Raw genomic sequence first — 16,192 nt, forward strand, 5'->3', positions numbered from 1 at the left:
ACGTCCTCTTTTACATAATATCTACTTTTTTAACATTGATCAATGATCATTACCTTTTTGTATTCTTTCCAAAAAAACAAGACGGTAGACAGTTCAAATCTTTACTTCTGTCCCCCGCCTTGTATTTATATAGTTTAGTGATTTTCTTTTTTCTTTTTACTTAATATCTCTTGAAAACTGTCTTTTTTTGCTGAAATAATATTATTTAATTCCACAGCTTTGGGAACTACCACTATCCCAAATCTTCTTCCATTAAGATTATCACAGCTGATAGTTTTTATTTCGCCATTAATACTTCTGATTAAGAAGTCCATTTTTATATATCTCTTTCTCAGAGTTGCAAAAAGACTTTTTTCATTATCAACTATTTCACCGTTAATTTCTAAAATTTTATCTCCACTTTTAATCCCAATCTTCTCAGCAGGTGAATCCCTCATAACATCAAGAATACATATTCCATCATCGCTTACATAGATATAATCTTTTTTCGCTTCTATTACTCTCTGAATATATAACATAAATTCATGAGCAACAGGCGCAAAAATAATTACTGCAATCTGAGAAATAATATTTATTTCACCAAATTGAGCGACTCCAGTAAGCACCAATCCATATATCAGTATACATATACCTGAAAACCTTGTTTTTTGTTTTTTATTCATTTTAAAAGTATAAGATGAATAACCAATAACACCATATAAGGTCATCATCTGTATAGCTGCTGTTGTCAATACCGTGTACATAATTCCATGCTGTATTAAAGGCCACCAACCAGGCCAACTTGTAAGTTTAACTGAAAAATCAGCATTTCCACTCATTATTATAATCAGAGCTACAGGCAGAGGCCAGTACCTTTTCAAGGCAAACCCTCCTGCAACATTGCCATCCTTACTTGTAAAAACCGGCATTGCTCCCTTAGCGCCATCAAACATAACAAGAAAACCTTCTAAAACATGCATAATACCAACAAAAGTCATAAGTGAAACTATATTTATACTTATAGGTATTTCACTCATGGTATCTTTATAAAAGATATTTATAATCACAGATACAAAACCCAGTATAGAAGCTGAATAAGAAAAGCAGAAAAATCTCGGATTATAAAGCATCAGTATTATGGATATTATGAACAATATCCATATGCCTGAATTCCCATCAAACGCCACACCTAAATATGCCAGTATAGAGCTTCCTATTGAACCAAATACAATTCCAATCACCATCTGTGATAACGTAAGCTCTAATGGAGAATGTATATATTCTCCCATAATCATTTTCTGCATTAAACTTATTTTTTTATTCTTAGCATATAAAATAATACTTAAAACTACAAGCATTATAACTGAACCAGGTTCTGTAACTGCAGCAGCTATGGATTTTAAAATATATCTTGATAAATCCATAACCTATTTTTCCTCCTATTTTGTTTTCTCCTCAATTAACTCTAAAGCCTTTTTAAACTGAGGATCTTTACTTCTATCATATTTCTTTCCAATAAGTTCCTTAGGGTATTCCACTGTTACATCAGGCTGTATACCTTTTTTATGAATATTAATACCTAAAGGACTATAATATTTTGATATTGTCATCTTTAATGCTGAACCATTTGTTTTATTCTCAAAAGTTGTCTGAACAATACCCTTTCCAAATGTCTTTACTCCTACAAAAGTAGCTGCCTTATAATCTCTAAGTGCTCCTGAAACAACTTCTGATGCACTTGCAGAATTACCATTAACTAGTACTACAAGCGGCATTCCTATTGCATCACCGCCTTTCGAGAAACTTTCTTGCTTATTTTTATATTTATCTATTGTAGACACTACTAGTTTGTCTTTTTGTATGAAATTTGATACAAGATCTACGCTGACATTTAAATATCCACCACCATTATCTCTTAAATCCATTATCAACCCCTTCATACCTTTAAGTTTAAGCTCTTTAAGCTTTGCATTAAAATCTTTTGCTGTATTAAGCTCAAAGCCAGACACACTTATATAACCTATATTATTATTCAGCATCTCACCTTCTACAGAAGGATTGATTATCTGCCCACGCACAACATCTATATTAAAAGTCTTACTGTTTCTTTCAATAGTAAGTGTCACTTTCTCTCCAGGTTTTCCCTTCATAACAGATATAGCTTTTTCTTTATCTTTTTCTTCTCCACTATACTCTTTGCCATTAACTTTTATAATGTAATCGCCAGCTTTTATTCCTGCCTTTTCTGCAGGAGATCCCTTTATAGGTTCAGCAACATAAATCTTGTTATTTTTTGTTGAAATTCTTATTCCTATTCCAACAAAACTTCCATCAACCTCTTCCTTATACTGTTTATATTCATCTTTGTTCATATAATAAGTATACTTATCATCAAGTGCTGCTGTCATGCCTTTTATAGCACCTTCAACAAGTTTTGAATCATCAATATCGCCATCAAACCTTTTTATTAATGTTTCCCTTACTGCAAACAATTCTTTATATTTACCTATATCTTTTATCTGACTAAATTCCTTTGCAAACTGTGTACTGCTGATCCATGGCATTATCTTGTTGAAACTCAGCATACCACCAGCAAAAAAAGATGCCACATTAGTAATGACAAATAGCAGAACTATAAATACTACTTTTGTAACTTTACCTTTTGGTGACTTTTTATCGTTCTCCATATAAACCTTACTTCCCTTCTATAAAAATGTGCTAATTCCATTAATATAATCACAATAGATTAGAACTAAGAGAGCAGAGAATCGGATTAAACTCCTTAAGGGAGTTTCGATATAAAGAGACAAATCCCCATTCTCTAATCTCTGATTTCAAATCTCCGATCTTTTTAATCTTGCCACTTATCTAAAATGATATAACATTTATCAATAATTTTGTAACAATTTCTATACTATGATAAAAGACAAATATTCCGAAAAATATTTGCCTTTCTATCGTTTATTTTATAAAATTCATCAACTACACTGCTAGGAATTTTCTTAATGCTATAACACTACCAAATACACCAATTACTATTCCAGCTAATCCAAACTGCCAAGACATTGTAGTTAACATATAAGTAGGCTTAATTATTTGAACAGATATAAACTGAGTAGCTATTTTTCCATATAACCACTTATATGATCCATATAATACTAGTTCAGAAATAACTGCACCAACAAGTCCAATTATTATACCTTCTATAATAAAAGGCCATCTAATAAACCAGTCTGTAGCACCAACAAACTTCATTATACCTATTTCTCTTCTTCTTGAGAAAACTGTAAGCTTGATAGTATTTACTATTAAGAAAACTGATATAAATGCTAATATTGCAAATAACACAACTATTACCCATCTTATTGTTTTTGCAATTCTAGATATCGTATTTACTATTTCCTGATCATTTCCAATAGATTCAACACCATCTGCTTTTTCAAAATTCTTAACTATGTTTTTAGCATCACCTGGTGAATTTAATTTTACTATGTAAGATGATGGTAATGGATTTTTAGTTGCATCTTCATATCCTTCAAGTACACTTGAATATTCTCCAAGCTGCTTCTTTGCATTTTGAAGTGCCTGTTCTTTTGATTCAAATACGACTTCCTTTACTCCTGTTGAACTTGAAAGTTTTTCTCTAAGCTGATTTTTTTCAGTTATTGAAATATCTTTATTCATATAAACTTTAACTTCAATCTTATCTTCTACACTCTTAACTCCGCTATCAATATTTAATCCAATCAAAAGAAATATACCGAAAACAAAAAGTGTTGCAAATATTGTTATAATAGATGCCAAACTCATTGTCTTATTTCTTTTTAGACTTTTAAACGCATCACCTAAAAAATAACTAAATATACTCATTCTCATGTTCGTACCTTCCCTTTTCTTCGTCTCTGGCTATTTCTCCCTTTTCTATAGCAATAACTCTCTTCTTCATTGTATTAACAATATCCTTAGCATGAGTTGCCATTAGGATTGTAGTACCAGCCTTATTTATATCACTTATTAATGCCATTATTTCTTTTGCAGTATCAGGGTCAAGATTTCCTGTAGGCTCATCTGCAATTAAGACCTGAGGATTATTAACAAGTGCTCTTGCTATTGATACTCTCTGTTGCTCTCCTCCTGAAAGCTCATTAGGGAACATCTTATATTTATGTGATAACCCTACCAATGCTAATACCATTGGCACTCTCTTTCTTATTTCTTTGGCTGATGCACCAACTACTCTCATTGCAAACGCAACATTTTCATACACATTAAGTGTCTGAATAAGTCTGAAGTCCTGAAATACCATACCTATTTTTCTTCTATAATATGGAATCTCATTTCTCTTAAGCTTTTCAAGCTTAGTGCCATTAACTACTATACTTCCTTCGCTAGGTTCTACCTCTTTTAAAAGCATTTTAATAAAAGTAGATTTTCCAGCTCCACTCGGTCCAACTAGGAACACAAATTCGCCTCTTTCAATAACAACATTTATATCATTTAATGCTTTTACATTATTGTCATAGACTTTGCTGACACCTCTAAATTCTATCATTCACTATACTCTCCTTAAATATTTTGTTTCACATATACGTGTTTATATACTTTATAATTATACCATAACATGTATATCAATAAAATTTTAATTTTTTAATAGTTTATTAATTTTACCTTTTATGCTTGCTATAAAAATTATATCCTCAATATTAAATTGCTTTCAAATCCATGAATCCTTCGCCGAGAACTTCATGTACTTCGTTAACTGTAATAAATGCATTTGTATCTTCTTCTTTTAGAAATTCTCTTAGCCTTATAAATTCATTTCTTCCAAGAATAGCATAAACAATCATCATATCCTTGTTACTGTATGCTCCAACCCCCTTTAAAAAAGTACATCCTCTTCCTAATTCATTCATTATGAATTCGCTGATTTCTTTGCCCTTAACACTAACAATTTTCACTTCTTTAACTGTATTAATACCTTCAATAAGTCTGTCTATAGTTATACCTAGCCCTATAACTGAGACAAGTGCATATAGTCCTATATCAAGACCAAATGTAACAGCAGCAGCCAATGTGATAATCATATCAACTATAAGGAGTGACTTTCCAATTGCTATATGAAAAAACTTATTAAGTATTTTTGCAAGTATATCCGTACCTCCTGTAGAAGCATTGTAATTAAATACAATAGCCATACCTACTGCAGATACAAGTGTTCCAAAAACAGTTGCTAAAATCAAATCACTTGTCAAAGCAAATGGCTTAAAGAACTTTTCTATAATCCACATAACAAGTGAAAGTCCATATGATGCATAAATTGTCTTTGCTCCAAAATTCCCACCGATAACAATAAACGCAACAACAAATAACACTATATTAACTATCATTACTATCATCCCATTTGAAATAAAAGGAAAATAGTGATTGATAACTATCGCAAGCCCAGTAACTCCGCCTGCAGCCAGATTATTAGGAGCAAGTAAATACTCAAATGCCAATGCAACGAGTATTATTCCGAATGTAATAAATATATATTCTTTAATTTCTTTTCTACCCATAATAAAAAATCTCCTTTTTAAAAAAATTCTATTTTATTTTTCCACTATTTTCTCCAATTTATTTTATACAAAAACTTCATGTCTTGTAAAGGATCATCAAAGAATTTAAGAGTAAACCAAAGGCCGATATTTTTCTTTCGAGAATACAAGCCTACGCTAAGATTAGCTAATATGCATCTTCGCTTACATAATTAAATACTACTATATCTAATTTATATAGTTACAATTTTATATGAAATTATGCCCAGTAATTTCACAGGAGGCTTGGAGGATCTGCCTCCATTAAATTCAGAAATTCATAAGCACAACGATATGAATTTCCTCCTTCATTGATCATCGATCATTGATTATTTTCTATAATAATCTTTAGAATTCAAATTCACTCTATAGAAAAAATCTCCACAAATATATTGCTGTGGAGATTTTTTAAGTAGCAATTACTAATATTTTATTATTTATTTAATCCTTCTTTTACTGCCTTAACTATATCATCTGCAGTTAATCCATATAATTTTAATAGTTCATCTGGCTTTCCGCTCTGACCAAATTCATCTTTTATGCCGATTCTTTTCATTTTTACCGGGCATTCTTCACATACAACTTCAGCAACTGCTGAACCAAGTCCACCAATGATACTGTGTTCTTCAGCTGTAACTATTAATCCAGTTTCTTTAGCTGCGTTTACAATAATTTCTTTATCTAAAGGCTTAAGAGTATGAATGTTAATAACTCTTGTATTTATTCCTTCAGCTTTTAGCATATCATGTGCCTTTATAGCTTCCTGAACCATTATTCCTGTTGCTATGATAGCAGCATCAGAGCCTTCTCTAAGTTGCACACCCTTACCTATTTCAAACTTATAGCCTTCAAAATCATTAACGACATCAACTGCAGCTCTTCCAAGTCTTACATAGCATGGTCCGTAATATTCTGCTACAGCGTTGATTGCTGCCTCAGCTTCTACTGCATCAGAAGGGTTAATAACGGTCATATTAGGTATGCTTCTCATTAATGATAAATCTTCAACTGACTGATGTGACGCTCCGTCTTCTCCAACAGTAAGTCCTGCATGTGTAGCACAAATTTTCACGTTAAGGTTTGGATAACATACTGAGTTTCTTATCTGCTCAAATGCTCTTCCTGCAGCAAACATTGCAAATGTGCTTACATAAGGTATCTTTCCGCAAGTTGACATTCCTGCTGCAACACCAACCATATTAGCTTCTGCTATTCCCATATCAAAGAATCTGTCTTCACATACTGCTTTAAAATCAGCTGTCTTTGTTGATTTAGACAAATCCGCATCAAATACAACAATTTTCTTATTTTCCATTCCTAATTTAGCAAGAGCTTTTCCATATGCTTCTCTAGTTGCAATCTTCTTTCCCATTAGTTATCCCCTCCAATTTCACTTAATGCCTGTGTACATTGTTCTTTGCTAGGTGCAGTTCCATGCCATGAAGCCTGATTTTCCATAAATGATACACCTTTGCCCTTTACTGTATGGCATACGATCATAGTAGGTTTTTCTTTAAAGTTTCTTGCCTTATCTACAGCTTTAATTATTTCTTCTATATTATGTCCGTCTATATTTAGTACATTCCATCCAAAAGCTTCGAATTTTTTATCTATTGGACCTGGATTCATTACATCTTCTATCTTTCCATCTATCTGAAGTCCGTTAAAATCAACAAAAGCTGTAAGATTATCAAGACTGTAATGTGCCGCTGACATTGCAGCTTCCCATACCTGTCCTTCTTCTAGTTCACCATCACCTAGAAGCGCAAATACTCTATAATCTTTATTATCAAGCTTTCCTGCTAAAGCCATTCCTACTGCAGCAGAAATTCCTTGTCCTAATGATCCAGTAGACATATCTATTCCTGCTACATCATTCATATTAGGATGACCCTGAAGATCTGATCCTAATTTTCTTAATGTATTTAACTTGGCAGGATCAAAAAATCCTCTCCTTGCAAGCGCACTATATAATGCTGGAGCAGCGTGTCCTTTTGATAACACGAATCTGTCTCTGTCTTCCATCTTTGGATTCTTTGGATCTATATTCATTTCCTTAAAATATAGAGTAGTAATAATATCAGTTGCTGAAAGAGATCCGCCTGGGTGACCTGAAGCCGACTCTGTAAGCATAGTAACTATATCTCTACGAATTGTCTTTGCGGTATTTTGTAATTCACTAACATTCATTATGTATAATTCCTCCTGAATTTTATATACTAAATAATCTAAAATTTTCACTAAACTAATGTTAACATATCTTTTTAAATTTGTATAGTCTATTTAATTATTTGTGTTATACTTTTTAGTTTATATGTATAATATTGTATTTTATATTGTTTCTTTAGGATAAAATATATTAATATCTTAACTAACACTAGTTTATCCAAACCAAAAATTAGAATTTATAGATTACTAAATCACAAACAATTTATAAGCTAAACTGTTTATGCTAAAAAAATAAGTTAAGAAACAATCTTAACTTATTTTATATATTAATATTTTTTTTATTCACATTATAAATTCAAACTAAACCTAAACTTATAAGAAGACTTTTGTTAACTTTGTTCATGTCTTCTTCTGTCATATGTCCAATTTTTTCTTTTAATCTTTTTTTATCAATTGTTCGTATCTGTTCTAATAAAACAACAGAATCTCTATTAAGTCCATACTCTTCTGATGATATTTCTACATGTGTAGGCAGTTTTGCCTTATTTATCTGAGAAGTTATAGCCGAAATAATAACTGTAGGGCTATATCTATTTCCTATATTATTCTGTATGATAATAACCGGCCTGATTCCCCCTTGTTCGGATCCTACTACAGGGCTTAGGTCAGCATAGAAAATATCTCCTCTTTTTACATTAGATATTATTGCCATATTAAACTCACTCTCCGCTAAGCCAATTGACATACTCATTAAATCCTATGCCGTCTGATCCCATTTCTGCGTATTCAAGATTTAAAGATGCCATTTCCTTATATCCTTTTGCCATTTCATCATATTCATCTTCATTTATGTCTTTACTATATGATATTAATGATTTCTCGATATGTTGCATTTTTTCTTCATTTTTATAATTTTCTTTTCCAAACGCTTCTATATACATTGCATATGACATAATTTCACACCTTCCTAATGTAAAAAGTTTATGTATATTTACATTATATAGCAAATCATGTCGATATGTCAAAGGCATCTCTTCAGTTTTCTACTTTTTATTTTACTTTCTTCCTTTTTTTGATTATTTTATATGTTGGACTGTGTTTTATTATTACTATGTAGCACATTTCCACAAAAAACAAGTAAAGTCTATTTTCTTAATCACCCCCCTTAGTCTCAGCTTGCTTATCTCACAAGTTTTGACACAACAAAATTACTGTAATCAACTTTAATTCTCTCTTCTCCAGTATCATCAAAAATAATCATTTCTACTGGTATGCTATTCTCGGTATTTATAAATAATTTGCATTTATTTAGTTCCTTATTATTATCATATAACTGATATTCAATTTCTAAGTAACCAAGACTTTTTTCTTTATTATAGATAACTTTCATATTTTCTCCATTAAGAAGCAATAGTTCTCTTATATTTTCCATGAATGACAACTTGTAGAATTTATCGAACTCTTTACTCAGAGTAAATTTTTCCTTAGTATTCTCATTACTTAACACAATATCCTTATTACTGTACTTAAATATTCTGCCATCATCAAATTTTAATTCAATATTGCCCTGTCCTTCAGATTTTAATGTGGCCTTCTGAACTGTAGTGCATCTTGGATTTTTAATAGTATACTCAACATTACAGCTATATGACTTCATCTTTTTAAATCGTGTCATTATGTTCTCCGGTGTCTCTTTAAATAACTTCTGATAAAAAGCCAAGCAGGATATTATTCCTACTATTACTAGAATAATAATTAATGGGATTTTAATTTTTTTCATACTAACTCCATATAAAATTTTTTTCTAATAATAGTAATATTATTTTGTTATTTAAAATATTCTTAAATTATTTAACTTTCAAATTCCTTTAAATATAAAGAAATCTTATTAATTATATCTGTAGCAGTAACAGAATACATTTGCTTCGATAAAGAATCTCCTATAAATCCATGTATATAAACTCCCAATACCGAAGCTTTAAATGGATCTAAACCTTGAGATATCAGTCCTGTTACAATGCCAGTAAGGCAGTCTCCCATACCTCCTGACGCCATCGCACTACTGCCAGTAGTATTTATAAATATTTTTTCTCCGTCTGTAATAACTGTATTATATCCCTTCAACACTATGATGCAGTTGGTCTCAATAGCAGTATTTTTAGCTATTTCGATTCTCTTATTATTAACGTCTTCTATGCTACAACCACAGAACCTTGCCATCTCACCTGGGTGAGGTGTTAATACAATATTCTTCTCCTTTCTTCCAAAAAGAAGCTCTTTGTGGGCAGATAAAACATTAATAGCATCAGCATCAAATACTATCGGGCATTCTGAATTAGTAATTACTTCTTCAACTATCTTAAGACTACTATCATTACTATCAAGGCCTGGTCCACATGCAACAACATTGCTTTTTTTGATAATCTCTACAAAATACTTATCTTCATAGTCACATATCATAGCTTCTGCAAGTTTTGACTGCATTATAGGTACCTGCTCTTTAGAAGTAGCAAGAGTAACAAGACCTGCACCTGTTTTTACAGCGGCCTGTGCCGCAATATATGCGGCACCTGTATACTTTTCACTTCCAGCAGCAATTGTTGTTCGTCCAAAAGTACCTTTATGTGAATATTTATTTCTTTTTGGAAGAATTTTATCTGTAATCTCATCAGATGTATATACTTTTTCATCATATTTCTCACTTATTTCTTTTGGTATACCTAATGACTCAACTACAACATCACCAGTATAATTTTTTGCTTTATCGCAGAAAAAACACTTTTTATAAAACTGAAGAGCTACAGTCTTATTTGCTTTTACACATTCACCCATTATATATCCATTTTCACCATTCATACCCGATGGTATGTCAATTGATAATACATATTTGCTATATGTATTAATACTTTTAATAATATCAGTATAATAGGTATCCAGCTGCCTTGATAATCCTGTTCCAAAAAGTCCATCTATTACGACATCACTTTCAGATATACTTTTATTAAGAGAATTTAAATCTTCAGTTTTTCTTATAAATTCTATTGAAGCATTCATTTTATATAATATGTTCATGTTTTTTATGCAGTCTCGTGACAATTCCCTTCCATTACTGCATATAAAAATCTTAACTATTTTATGTAATACTATTAAGTGCCGTGCCACACCAAGTGCATCACCTGCATTATTGCCAAAACCACATACAACTACAATATTTCTATCTTTGATATTAACATGTTTCATTATAGAAATTACTGCTGTCTCCATAAGAGCAAAACTATCCATCCCATATCCATTTATATATTCATCTTCAATTTTTCTCATGGCATCTGGTGTAACAATTTTCATTATTCTGCTCCTTCCATTATTACGTATGCTATTGCATTTGTTCTATTATGAGAAATAGATACAAATATTTCTTTTACCCCCAACTCATCCGCTTTCTTTTTACATTCATTATAAAGATTAACATATGGCTTTCCAAGTTCATCTCTTAATACTTCTATATGATTGATAGAAAATTTTCTAAAACCAGTCCCTAATGCTTTACTTACTGCTTCTTTGACACAAAAATTCCCTGCTATCACTTCAGATCTCATATTTTTAATCTTAAATAATTCGTTTTCTTTTGCTGTAAAACACTTCTTTAAAAAAGCATCATTTCTTTTAATGTTTTTTTCTATTCTATCAATTTCAATAATATCAGTTCCTATTCCAATTATCATATTTATACTCCTGCTGCATATTTCTTATATATTATCATATCACAATAAATATATTTTACAGCTCAGCTGGCACAATATCAAAATCTCCTGCATATTCATCTATATATTCTCCAAGAACATCTATAAAATGTATTGGCGAAACTTTATTGTCTGCCAAAATATTTAAAAGTTTTTCAACTTTAGCCTTATTATTTGAAATTACATTAATTCCATCTCTTTCAATGTCCACAACTTGTCCATCTTTTACTTCATTCATTTCTGCTTCAATGCCATATGAAACAATTCCTTCGTATTGACCTTTTATTAATCTATAAGTATAATTAAATATCCTATCAGCATCTGATAATCTTGTCTCTAATATTTTTTCTACTTTCATACAAATTCCTCCAAAAAACATTATTCAAAACTAAAACACAAATCTTCTATTCAATACATCAATTTACAAATATCATATTATCACTTTATCAACAACTTTTTTGTCGTTTTGTGGATAAGCTGTGTATTTTTTTTTATTCATTTTGCGACATATCTCCTTAAATACAGTAAAAGTACTACTTTTTTTCAACCCTTCTGTGGATAACTTCCTGTGGATAACTACAAATAGTAAATTTTTCTTGTCGATATTAGTTCTAATATGATGATTTTATTTCAATAAATAAATTTTATATTTATGGTCAAAATTGCATCATACCATTATTGGGATTATTCCATAAACTCTTTTATTTCATTGCTTCATATCATTAAACTTATACCTATTTCCATGCAATTTACAATAAATCAAAAAAATAAGAGTCAGCACCCTTCCCTGACTCTTATTCATGACCATATTACTTAATTTAATTTCTCAAAATACCATAGTTGAAATAGAATACGTTATCATTACAATAATTATTATAACAACTTACATAAACGTTTTCAATATTTTTTTACTTTTTTATAACGCTTCTTCTGTTGAATGATTTTTGTTTCCTATATTTATGAATTTAAAGTCGTCTGCAACAACTTCTGCTACATACTTTCTGGTCCCATTAGCATCTTCATATCCATAAGCACTCAGTCTCCCGCTTACTGAAAGCAAACTGCCTTTTGTTAAGTACTTGCAGATAATCTCAGCTTTCTTTCCCCATACTATTATTGGTATAAAATCAGCCTTTATAGTACCATCCTTAGATTTAAAGTTTCTTTCCACAGCCATAACGAATCTAGTATATGTTTTTTCTCCATCTAGTGTTGTCTTAAGTTCTGGATCCTTAACTAATCTTCCCAATATAATTATTTTATTCATAAAAAACAACCTCCTGCTATGGTCACGTTATGAATTATATCCACAATAACCACGTTTATACAGAAGGTTGATATTTTATTTTAATTTAGCTGCTAAACTATCAGTAAAATTTAAAATGTATATTTTATAATGTATAATTCAGGATAAAATTCATGAGCATAGCTGCATGAATTTCTAAAATAAATGGAGACTTGCCTCCAAACCTCCACAATCATTCCTCCAAAAGAGTTATTAAGAGGATTTTGTCCTCTTATTCTGAAACTCCACAAAAGGAGTTTCGTCCGAAATTATACATTATACCTTATAAATTATATATTACTCAAAGTATATAAACTTATGAAGTTTTTCTACATTTTTATCCTGATCCCATTTCATATAGTATATACCCTTTATAGTTGCATCAGACTTAAGTCCATCATAAGGACATCTTGTTTCGGCAATTCCATTCTTGCCATATAAAGAAGCATTTACTCCAAGCTCTATTAATTCAAGCTGTGATAGGCTTGTCTCTAAATTAGGAAGTATGTTTGCCGCAGTGTCCGGATATGATGTTACGGGTATTTCCTTAAACTTATTAAACAGCTTAAACAGCACATCTCTCTGTCTCTTTGTTCTTCCATAATCGAAATTATTATCATATCTAAATCGGCAGTACGCTGTAGCCTGCTGGCCGTTAAGCAGCTGCTTTCCAGGTGCACTTATCGGTGTATACTTTGTATTTGTTATTTTAGCTATATCTTTTGCATAACTATTTAAGTATTTAAACTCTTGCTCATTAACGTTGATTTCCAGGCCGCCAACATAATCAATTATCTTCATAAGTCCTTCAAAGTCTACTTTTACATAGTCAGTTATATCAAGTTTGAATAACTCATTTACTGTCTTAACAGATAAATCACAGCCACCATAATGGTATGCATAGTTTAACTTTGTTATTGGTCGCCCTTCACCCAAATCAACATATGTATCCCTCATAAGTGAAGACATCTTAATCTTTTTTGCAGTAGAATCTATACTTAATACAATATTGGAATCAGAAGCATTCTCCTGATTATCAACACCCATTAAAAGTATATTTTTGACTTTATGCTTTCCTTCTACATTATTAAATGGCATCTTGCTTTCTTCTGTAACACCAAGATTTTTATCATTAATCTTTACAGTTTTTATCTTATTAAGATAACTGAAAGCTGTCACACCAAAACATACTATAATAAATAATATTATCAGCAAAATTACTGGTAATATCTTCCTCTTTTTCTTCTTCCTTGCCCTCATTTTGTCATCTCCCTTATCAAATATAGTATAAGTTTACTACTATTTACTTTTATTTTCTACTTACTTATTCATTTTTTCTGAAATCATGGCATTTACTTCTCCTCCAAGTAGTATTATAAATGATGATAAGTACAACCAGGTCATAAGTATAAATATAGCTCCCAAACTACCATAAAGCCTTGAATAATTTGAAAATGTATTTACATAGAATGCAAAACAACTTGAAAATATCAACCATCCTAAGGAAGTTAAAAACGCACCTGGAAAAGCCTCAACCCAAGAAACCTTCTTTGCTGGTGTATATTTATAAATTGTAACAAATATGACCACCATCATAAATACAAGAATTATATATCTCATAAGATCCCACAACATTGTAATAAAGTTACTTACGGGAATATAAGTTATTACAAAATTCTTTATAACATCACCAAACACAAGCAAAACCATTGTTAATATAATAAGCAGTGCCAGTATAACAGTAGAAGCAATAGATCTTACAACTCTTGAAATATATCCTCTCTTTTCTCTTACACCATAAGCCCTATTCATGCCTCTTATAACAGCACCAAATCCATTTGACGCAGCCCATATTGCGAGAAAAATAGTTATCCACACTATGCCTGTACCCTGTCCTTTCAAAACCTCTATGACTGTATATTTAATAAGATCATAAGCTTTTATTGGCAGTATATAGCTTAATGCTTCCAGTACCTGATTTACATCTAGATTGCTTAATCCTATAAGAGTCAGCAAAAACATAAGAAAAGGTACAAATGCCAGCATTAAGTTATAAGCAAGAAAACCTGCTGTTGCAGTAATATCATGATCAAAAATTCTTTTTATTAGTTCTATTACAAAAAGAATAATTCTATTTTTTCTTTTTCTATTTTTATTTTCTGAAGAGTTCATAAAGCAGCTCCTTATTATTTTTTTTATTTACACTATATTTATTATCCTCTATGATTAATATAATATTTATTATTTAATACTAAAATGCATTTTATCTTTCCATAAGCTACCACACTGTTACCTTTTCGATATTTATTTATAAATACTTTAGTAGTATAATATTATTGCTAATAATGTTGAAAGGAGTCACATTTTATGGGAAAACATTCATCTGGAAAACATATACAGAAAAAAGATACTCGAAAGAAAGGGAAAAGCAAATCAAAAGTAATACTTTTATCAGTTTTAGCAATAATCTTATTTATCATTGTTGCTGCGGGTTCATACGTATTTTCTTCTTTAGGCAAAATGAATAAAGTATCAATTAAAAAGGATACAGCTTCTTTAGGAATAGATAAAAATTTATCTTTTGATAAAGACATAATTAACATTGCCTTCTTAGGTGTTGATTCAAGAGAAGGAGATGTTGGACGTTCAGATGCTACAATGGTACTAACTGTAGATAAAAAACATAACAAAGTAAAATTAACTTCTTTATTTAGAGATTCATATGTTTCTATTGATGGTCATGGTCAGACAAAACTTAACCACGCTTATGCTTATGGAGGCCCTCAACTTTCAATAAAAACTATAAACCAGAACTTTGGTCTTGATATTAAAGACTTTGTAAAAGTTGATTTTGCACAGCTTTCTCAAGTAATTGATGCTTTAGGCGGTGTTGAAATAACTATAAAAGATTACGAAGTTAATCAGGTTAATAAATATATTAACGATGTAGCAAAAGAAACAAAACAGACAGCCCAATCAGTATCAGTAGGCAAGCAGCTTCTTAATGGTGTTCAGGCTGTTGGTTATTCAAGAGTAAGATATGCTGGAAATGGTGATATTGAAAGAACTGAAAGACAACGTACAGTTCTTAATGCAATATTTGAAAAAATAAAATCTGCTGGTGTTTCACAATATCCAGGCATAGTAAGCAAACTTCTACCTTACGTTACAACAAGTATGAGTTCAACTGATATAATAAGTCTTGGTATAAGCACACTACAAAATGGTCTTGGAAATCTTGAACAAATGGAATTCCCTCTTCCAGACAAAGCAAAGGGACAAATAATAAACAAAGTCTGGTACTGGGTATTTGATATTGAAGCTAATAAGAAGTTAGTTCGTGACTACATCTTTGATGACGTAAAACCACAATAATAAATAATATATTAAATAAAAAGTGCATTTCAACATGCGCTTTTTTATTTAATATATTAGAGATATAA

Annotated in this window: 17 protein-coding genes; 1 reads left to right on the top strand and 16 read right to left on the bottom strand. The window is 30.8% G+C overall.

Annotated elements, in window-relative coordinates:
- Positions 1 to 134: 134 nt before the first annotated feature.
- From FYJ33_RS10355 to FYJ33_RS10430, 16 genes are all read right to left on the bottom strand, one after another.
- Positions 135 to 1,403: a PDZ domain-containing protein gene (locus tag FYJ33_RS10355; RefSeq protein ID WP_154531667.1), complete on the bottom strand. Its 1,269-nt coding sequence runs from the start codon at positions 1,401 to 1,403 to the stop codon at positions 135 to 137.
- A 15-nt stretch (positions 1,404 to 1,418) separates the two neighbouring features.
- Positions 1,419 to 2,666, bottom strand: coding sequence for a S41 family peptidase (locus FYJ33_RS10360; RefSeq protein ID WP_154531668.1), 1,248 nt, complete (start codon positions 2,664 to 2,666; stop codon positions 1,419 to 1,421).
- A gap of 295 nt (positions 2,667 to 2,961) precedes the next feature.
- On the bottom strand, positions 2,962 to 3,849 hold the full coding sequence (gene ftsX / locus FYJ33_RS10365) for a permease-like cell division protein FtsX (protein WP_235900828.1): 888 nt from the start codon (positions 3,847 to 3,849) through the stop codon (positions 2,962 to 2,964).
- Positions 3,836 to 4,531 (bottom strand): cell division ATP-binding protein FtsE, encoded by a 696-nt coding sequence (ftsE, locus tag FYJ33_RS10370; RefSeq protein WP_154531670.1) that lies wholly within the window; start codon positions 4,529 to 4,531, stop codon positions 3,836 to 3,838. The genes ftsX and ftsE overlap by 14 nt, the downstream gene beginning before the upstream one ends.
- Before the next feature lie 151 nt (positions 4,532 to 4,682).
- Positions 4,683 to 5,537 (bottom strand): YitT family protein, encoded by an 855-nt coding sequence (locus FYJ33_RS10375; RefSeq protein ID WP_154531671.1) that lies wholly within the window; start codon positions 5,535 to 5,537, stop codon positions 4,683 to 4,685.
- A gap of 451 nt (positions 5,538 to 5,988) precedes the next feature.
- Entirely contained in the window at positions 5,989 to 6,927 is a 939-nt protein-coding gene (locus tag FYJ33_RS10380) for a transketolase family protein (RefSeq protein ID WP_154531672.1), read from the bottom strand.
- Entirely contained in the window at positions 6,927 to 7,766 is an 840-nt protein-coding gene (locus tag FYJ33_RS10385) for a transketolase (RefSeq protein WP_328598685.1), read from the bottom strand. Before FYJ33_RS10385 ends, FYJ33_RS10380 begins: the two co-directional genes overlap by 1 nt.
- Before the next feature lie 313 nt (positions 7,767 to 8,079).
- A complete protein-coding gene (locus tag FYJ33_RS10390) occupies positions 8,080 to 8,436 on the bottom strand; it encodes a type II toxin-antitoxin system PemK/MazF family toxin (protein WP_154531674.1) in 357 nt (118 codons plus the stop codon).
- A gap of 7 nt (positions 8,437 to 8,443) precedes the next feature.
- Positions 8,444 to 8,677 carry a hypothetical protein gene (locus FYJ33_RS10395; protein WP_154531675.1) on the bottom strand — a complete coding sequence of 78 codons (234 nt, stop codon included), beginning with the start codon at positions 8,675 to 8,677 and terminating at the stop codon, positions 8,444 to 8,446.
- A gap of 227 nt (positions 8,678 to 8,904) precedes the next feature.
- Complete coding sequence (locus FYJ33_RS10400) at positions 8,905 to 9,504, bottom strand: germination lipoprotein GerS-related protein (RefSeq protein WP_154531676.1); 600 nt, start codon at positions 9,502 to 9,504, stop codon at positions 8,905 to 8,907.
- A 71-nt stretch (positions 9,505 to 9,575) separates the two neighbouring features.
- Positions 9,576 to 11,069, bottom strand: a complete 1,494-nt coding sequence (locus tag FYJ33_RS10405) for an NAD(P)H-hydrate dehydratase (RefSeq protein WP_154531677.1) — start codon at positions 11,067 to 11,069, stop codon at positions 9,576 to 9,578.
- A complete protein-coding gene (gene acpS, locus FYJ33_RS10410) occupies positions 11,069 to 11,446 on the bottom strand; it encodes a holo-ACP synthase (RefSeq protein ID WP_154531678.1) in 378 nt (125 codons plus the stop codon). The genes FYJ33_RS10405 and acpS overlap by 1 nt, the downstream gene beginning before the upstream one ends.
- Positions 11,447 to 11,501: 55 nt before the next feature.
- A complete protein-coding gene (locus tag FYJ33_RS10415; RefSeq protein ID WP_154531679.1) occupies positions 11,502 to 11,822 on the bottom strand; it encodes a DUF6514 family protein in 321 nt (106 codons plus the stop codon).
- A 558-nt stretch (positions 11,823 to 12,380) separates the two neighbouring features.
- A complete protein-coding gene (locus FYJ33_RS10420; protein ID WP_154531680.1) occupies positions 12,381 to 12,731 on the bottom strand; it encodes a single-stranded DNA-binding protein in 351 nt (116 codons plus the stop codon).
- Positions 12,732 to 13,046: 315 nt separating this feature from the next.
- A complete protein-coding gene (locus FYJ33_RS10425) occupies positions 13,047 to 14,009 on the bottom strand; it encodes an LCP family protein (protein WP_154531681.1) in 963 nt (320 codons plus the stop codon).
- A 60-nt stretch (positions 14,010 to 14,069) separates the two neighbouring features.
- Positions 14,070 to 14,921: a YihY/virulence factor BrkB family protein gene (locus FYJ33_RS10430; protein WP_154531682.1), complete on the bottom strand. Its 852-nt coding sequence runs from the start codon at positions 14,919 to 14,921 to the stop codon at positions 14,070 to 14,072.
- A 195-nt stretch (positions 14,922 to 15,116) separates the two neighbouring features.
- On the opposite strand from FYJ33_RS10430, the gene FYJ33_RS10435 reads away from it, so the two are divergent.
- A complete protein-coding gene (locus FYJ33_RS10435; RefSeq protein ID WP_154531683.1) occupies positions 15,117 to 16,124 on the top strand; it encodes an LCP family protein in 1,008 nt (335 codons plus the stop codon).
- Positions 16,125 to 16,192: the final 68 nt, after the last annotated feature.

This window comes from Inconstantimicrobium porci, from assembly GCF_009696465.1.
Classification (GTDB): domain Bacteria; phylum Bacillota; class Clostridia; order Clostridiales; family Clostridiaceae; genus Inconstantimicrobium; species Inconstantimicrobium porci.

Excerpts from the sequence above, each read along its gene's own strand:
- FYJ33_RS10355 (WP_154531667.1), bottom strand. The coding sequence starts at position 1,403 with ATGGATTTATCAAGATATATTTTAAAATCCATAGCTGCTGCAGTTACA.
- FYJ33_RS10360 (WP_154531668.1), bottom strand. The coding sequence starts at position 2,666 with ATGGAGAACGATAAAAAGTCACCAAAAGGTAAAGTTACAAAAGTAGTA.
- ftsX (WP_235900828.1), bottom strand. The coding sequence starts at position 3,849 with ATGAGTATATTTAGTTATTTTTTAGGTGATGCGTTTAAAAGTCTAAAA.
- ftsE (WP_154531670.1), bottom strand. The coding sequence starts at position 4,531 with ATGATAGAATTTAGAGGTGTCAGCAAAGTCTATGACAATAATGTAAAA.
- FYJ33_RS10375 (WP_154531671.1), bottom strand. The coding sequence starts at position 5,537 with ATGGGTAGAAAAGAAATTAAAGAATATATATTTATTACATTCGGAATA.
- FYJ33_RS10380 (WP_154531672.1), bottom strand. The coding sequence starts at position 6,927 with ATGGGAAAGAAGATTGCAACTAGAGAAGCATATGGAAAAGCTCTTGCT.
- FYJ33_RS10390 (WP_154531674.1), bottom strand. The coding sequence starts at position 8,436 with ATGGCAATAATATCTAATGTAAAAAGAGGAGATATTTTCTATGCTGAC.
- FYJ33_RS10395 (WP_154531675.1), bottom strand. The coding sequence starts at position 8,677 with ATGTCATATGCAATGTATATAGAAGCGTTTGGAAAAGAAAATTATAAA.
- FYJ33_RS10400 (WP_154531676.1), bottom strand. The coding sequence starts at position 9,504 with ATGAAAAAAATTAAAATCCCATTAATTATTATTCTAGTAATAGTAGGA.
- FYJ33_RS10405 (WP_154531677.1), bottom strand. The coding sequence starts at position 11,069 with ATGAAAATTGTTACACCAGATGCCATGAGAAAAATTGAAGATGAATAT.
- acpS (WP_154531678.1), bottom strand. The coding sequence starts at position 11,446 with ATGATAATTGGAATAGGAACTGATATTATTGAAATTGATAGAATAGAA.
- FYJ33_RS10415 (WP_154531679.1), bottom strand. The coding sequence starts at position 11,822 with ATGAAAGTAGAAAAAATATTAGAGACAAGATTATCAGATGCTGATAGG.
- FYJ33_RS10420 (WP_154531680.1), bottom strand. The coding sequence starts at position 12,731 with ATGAATAAAATAATTATATTGGGAAGATTAGTTAAGGATCCAGAACTT.
- FYJ33_RS10425 (WP_154531681.1), bottom strand. The coding sequence starts at position 14,009 with ATGAGGGCAAGGAAGAAGAAAAAGAGGAAGATATTACCAGTAATTTTG.
- FYJ33_RS10430 (WP_154531682.1), bottom strand. The coding sequence starts at position 14,921 with ATGAACTCTTCAGAAAATAAAAATAGAAAAAGAAAAAATAGAATTATT.
- FYJ33_RS10435 (WP_154531683.1), top strand. The coding sequence starts at position 15,117 with ATGGGAAAACATTCATCTGGAAAACATATACAGAAAAAAGATACTCGA.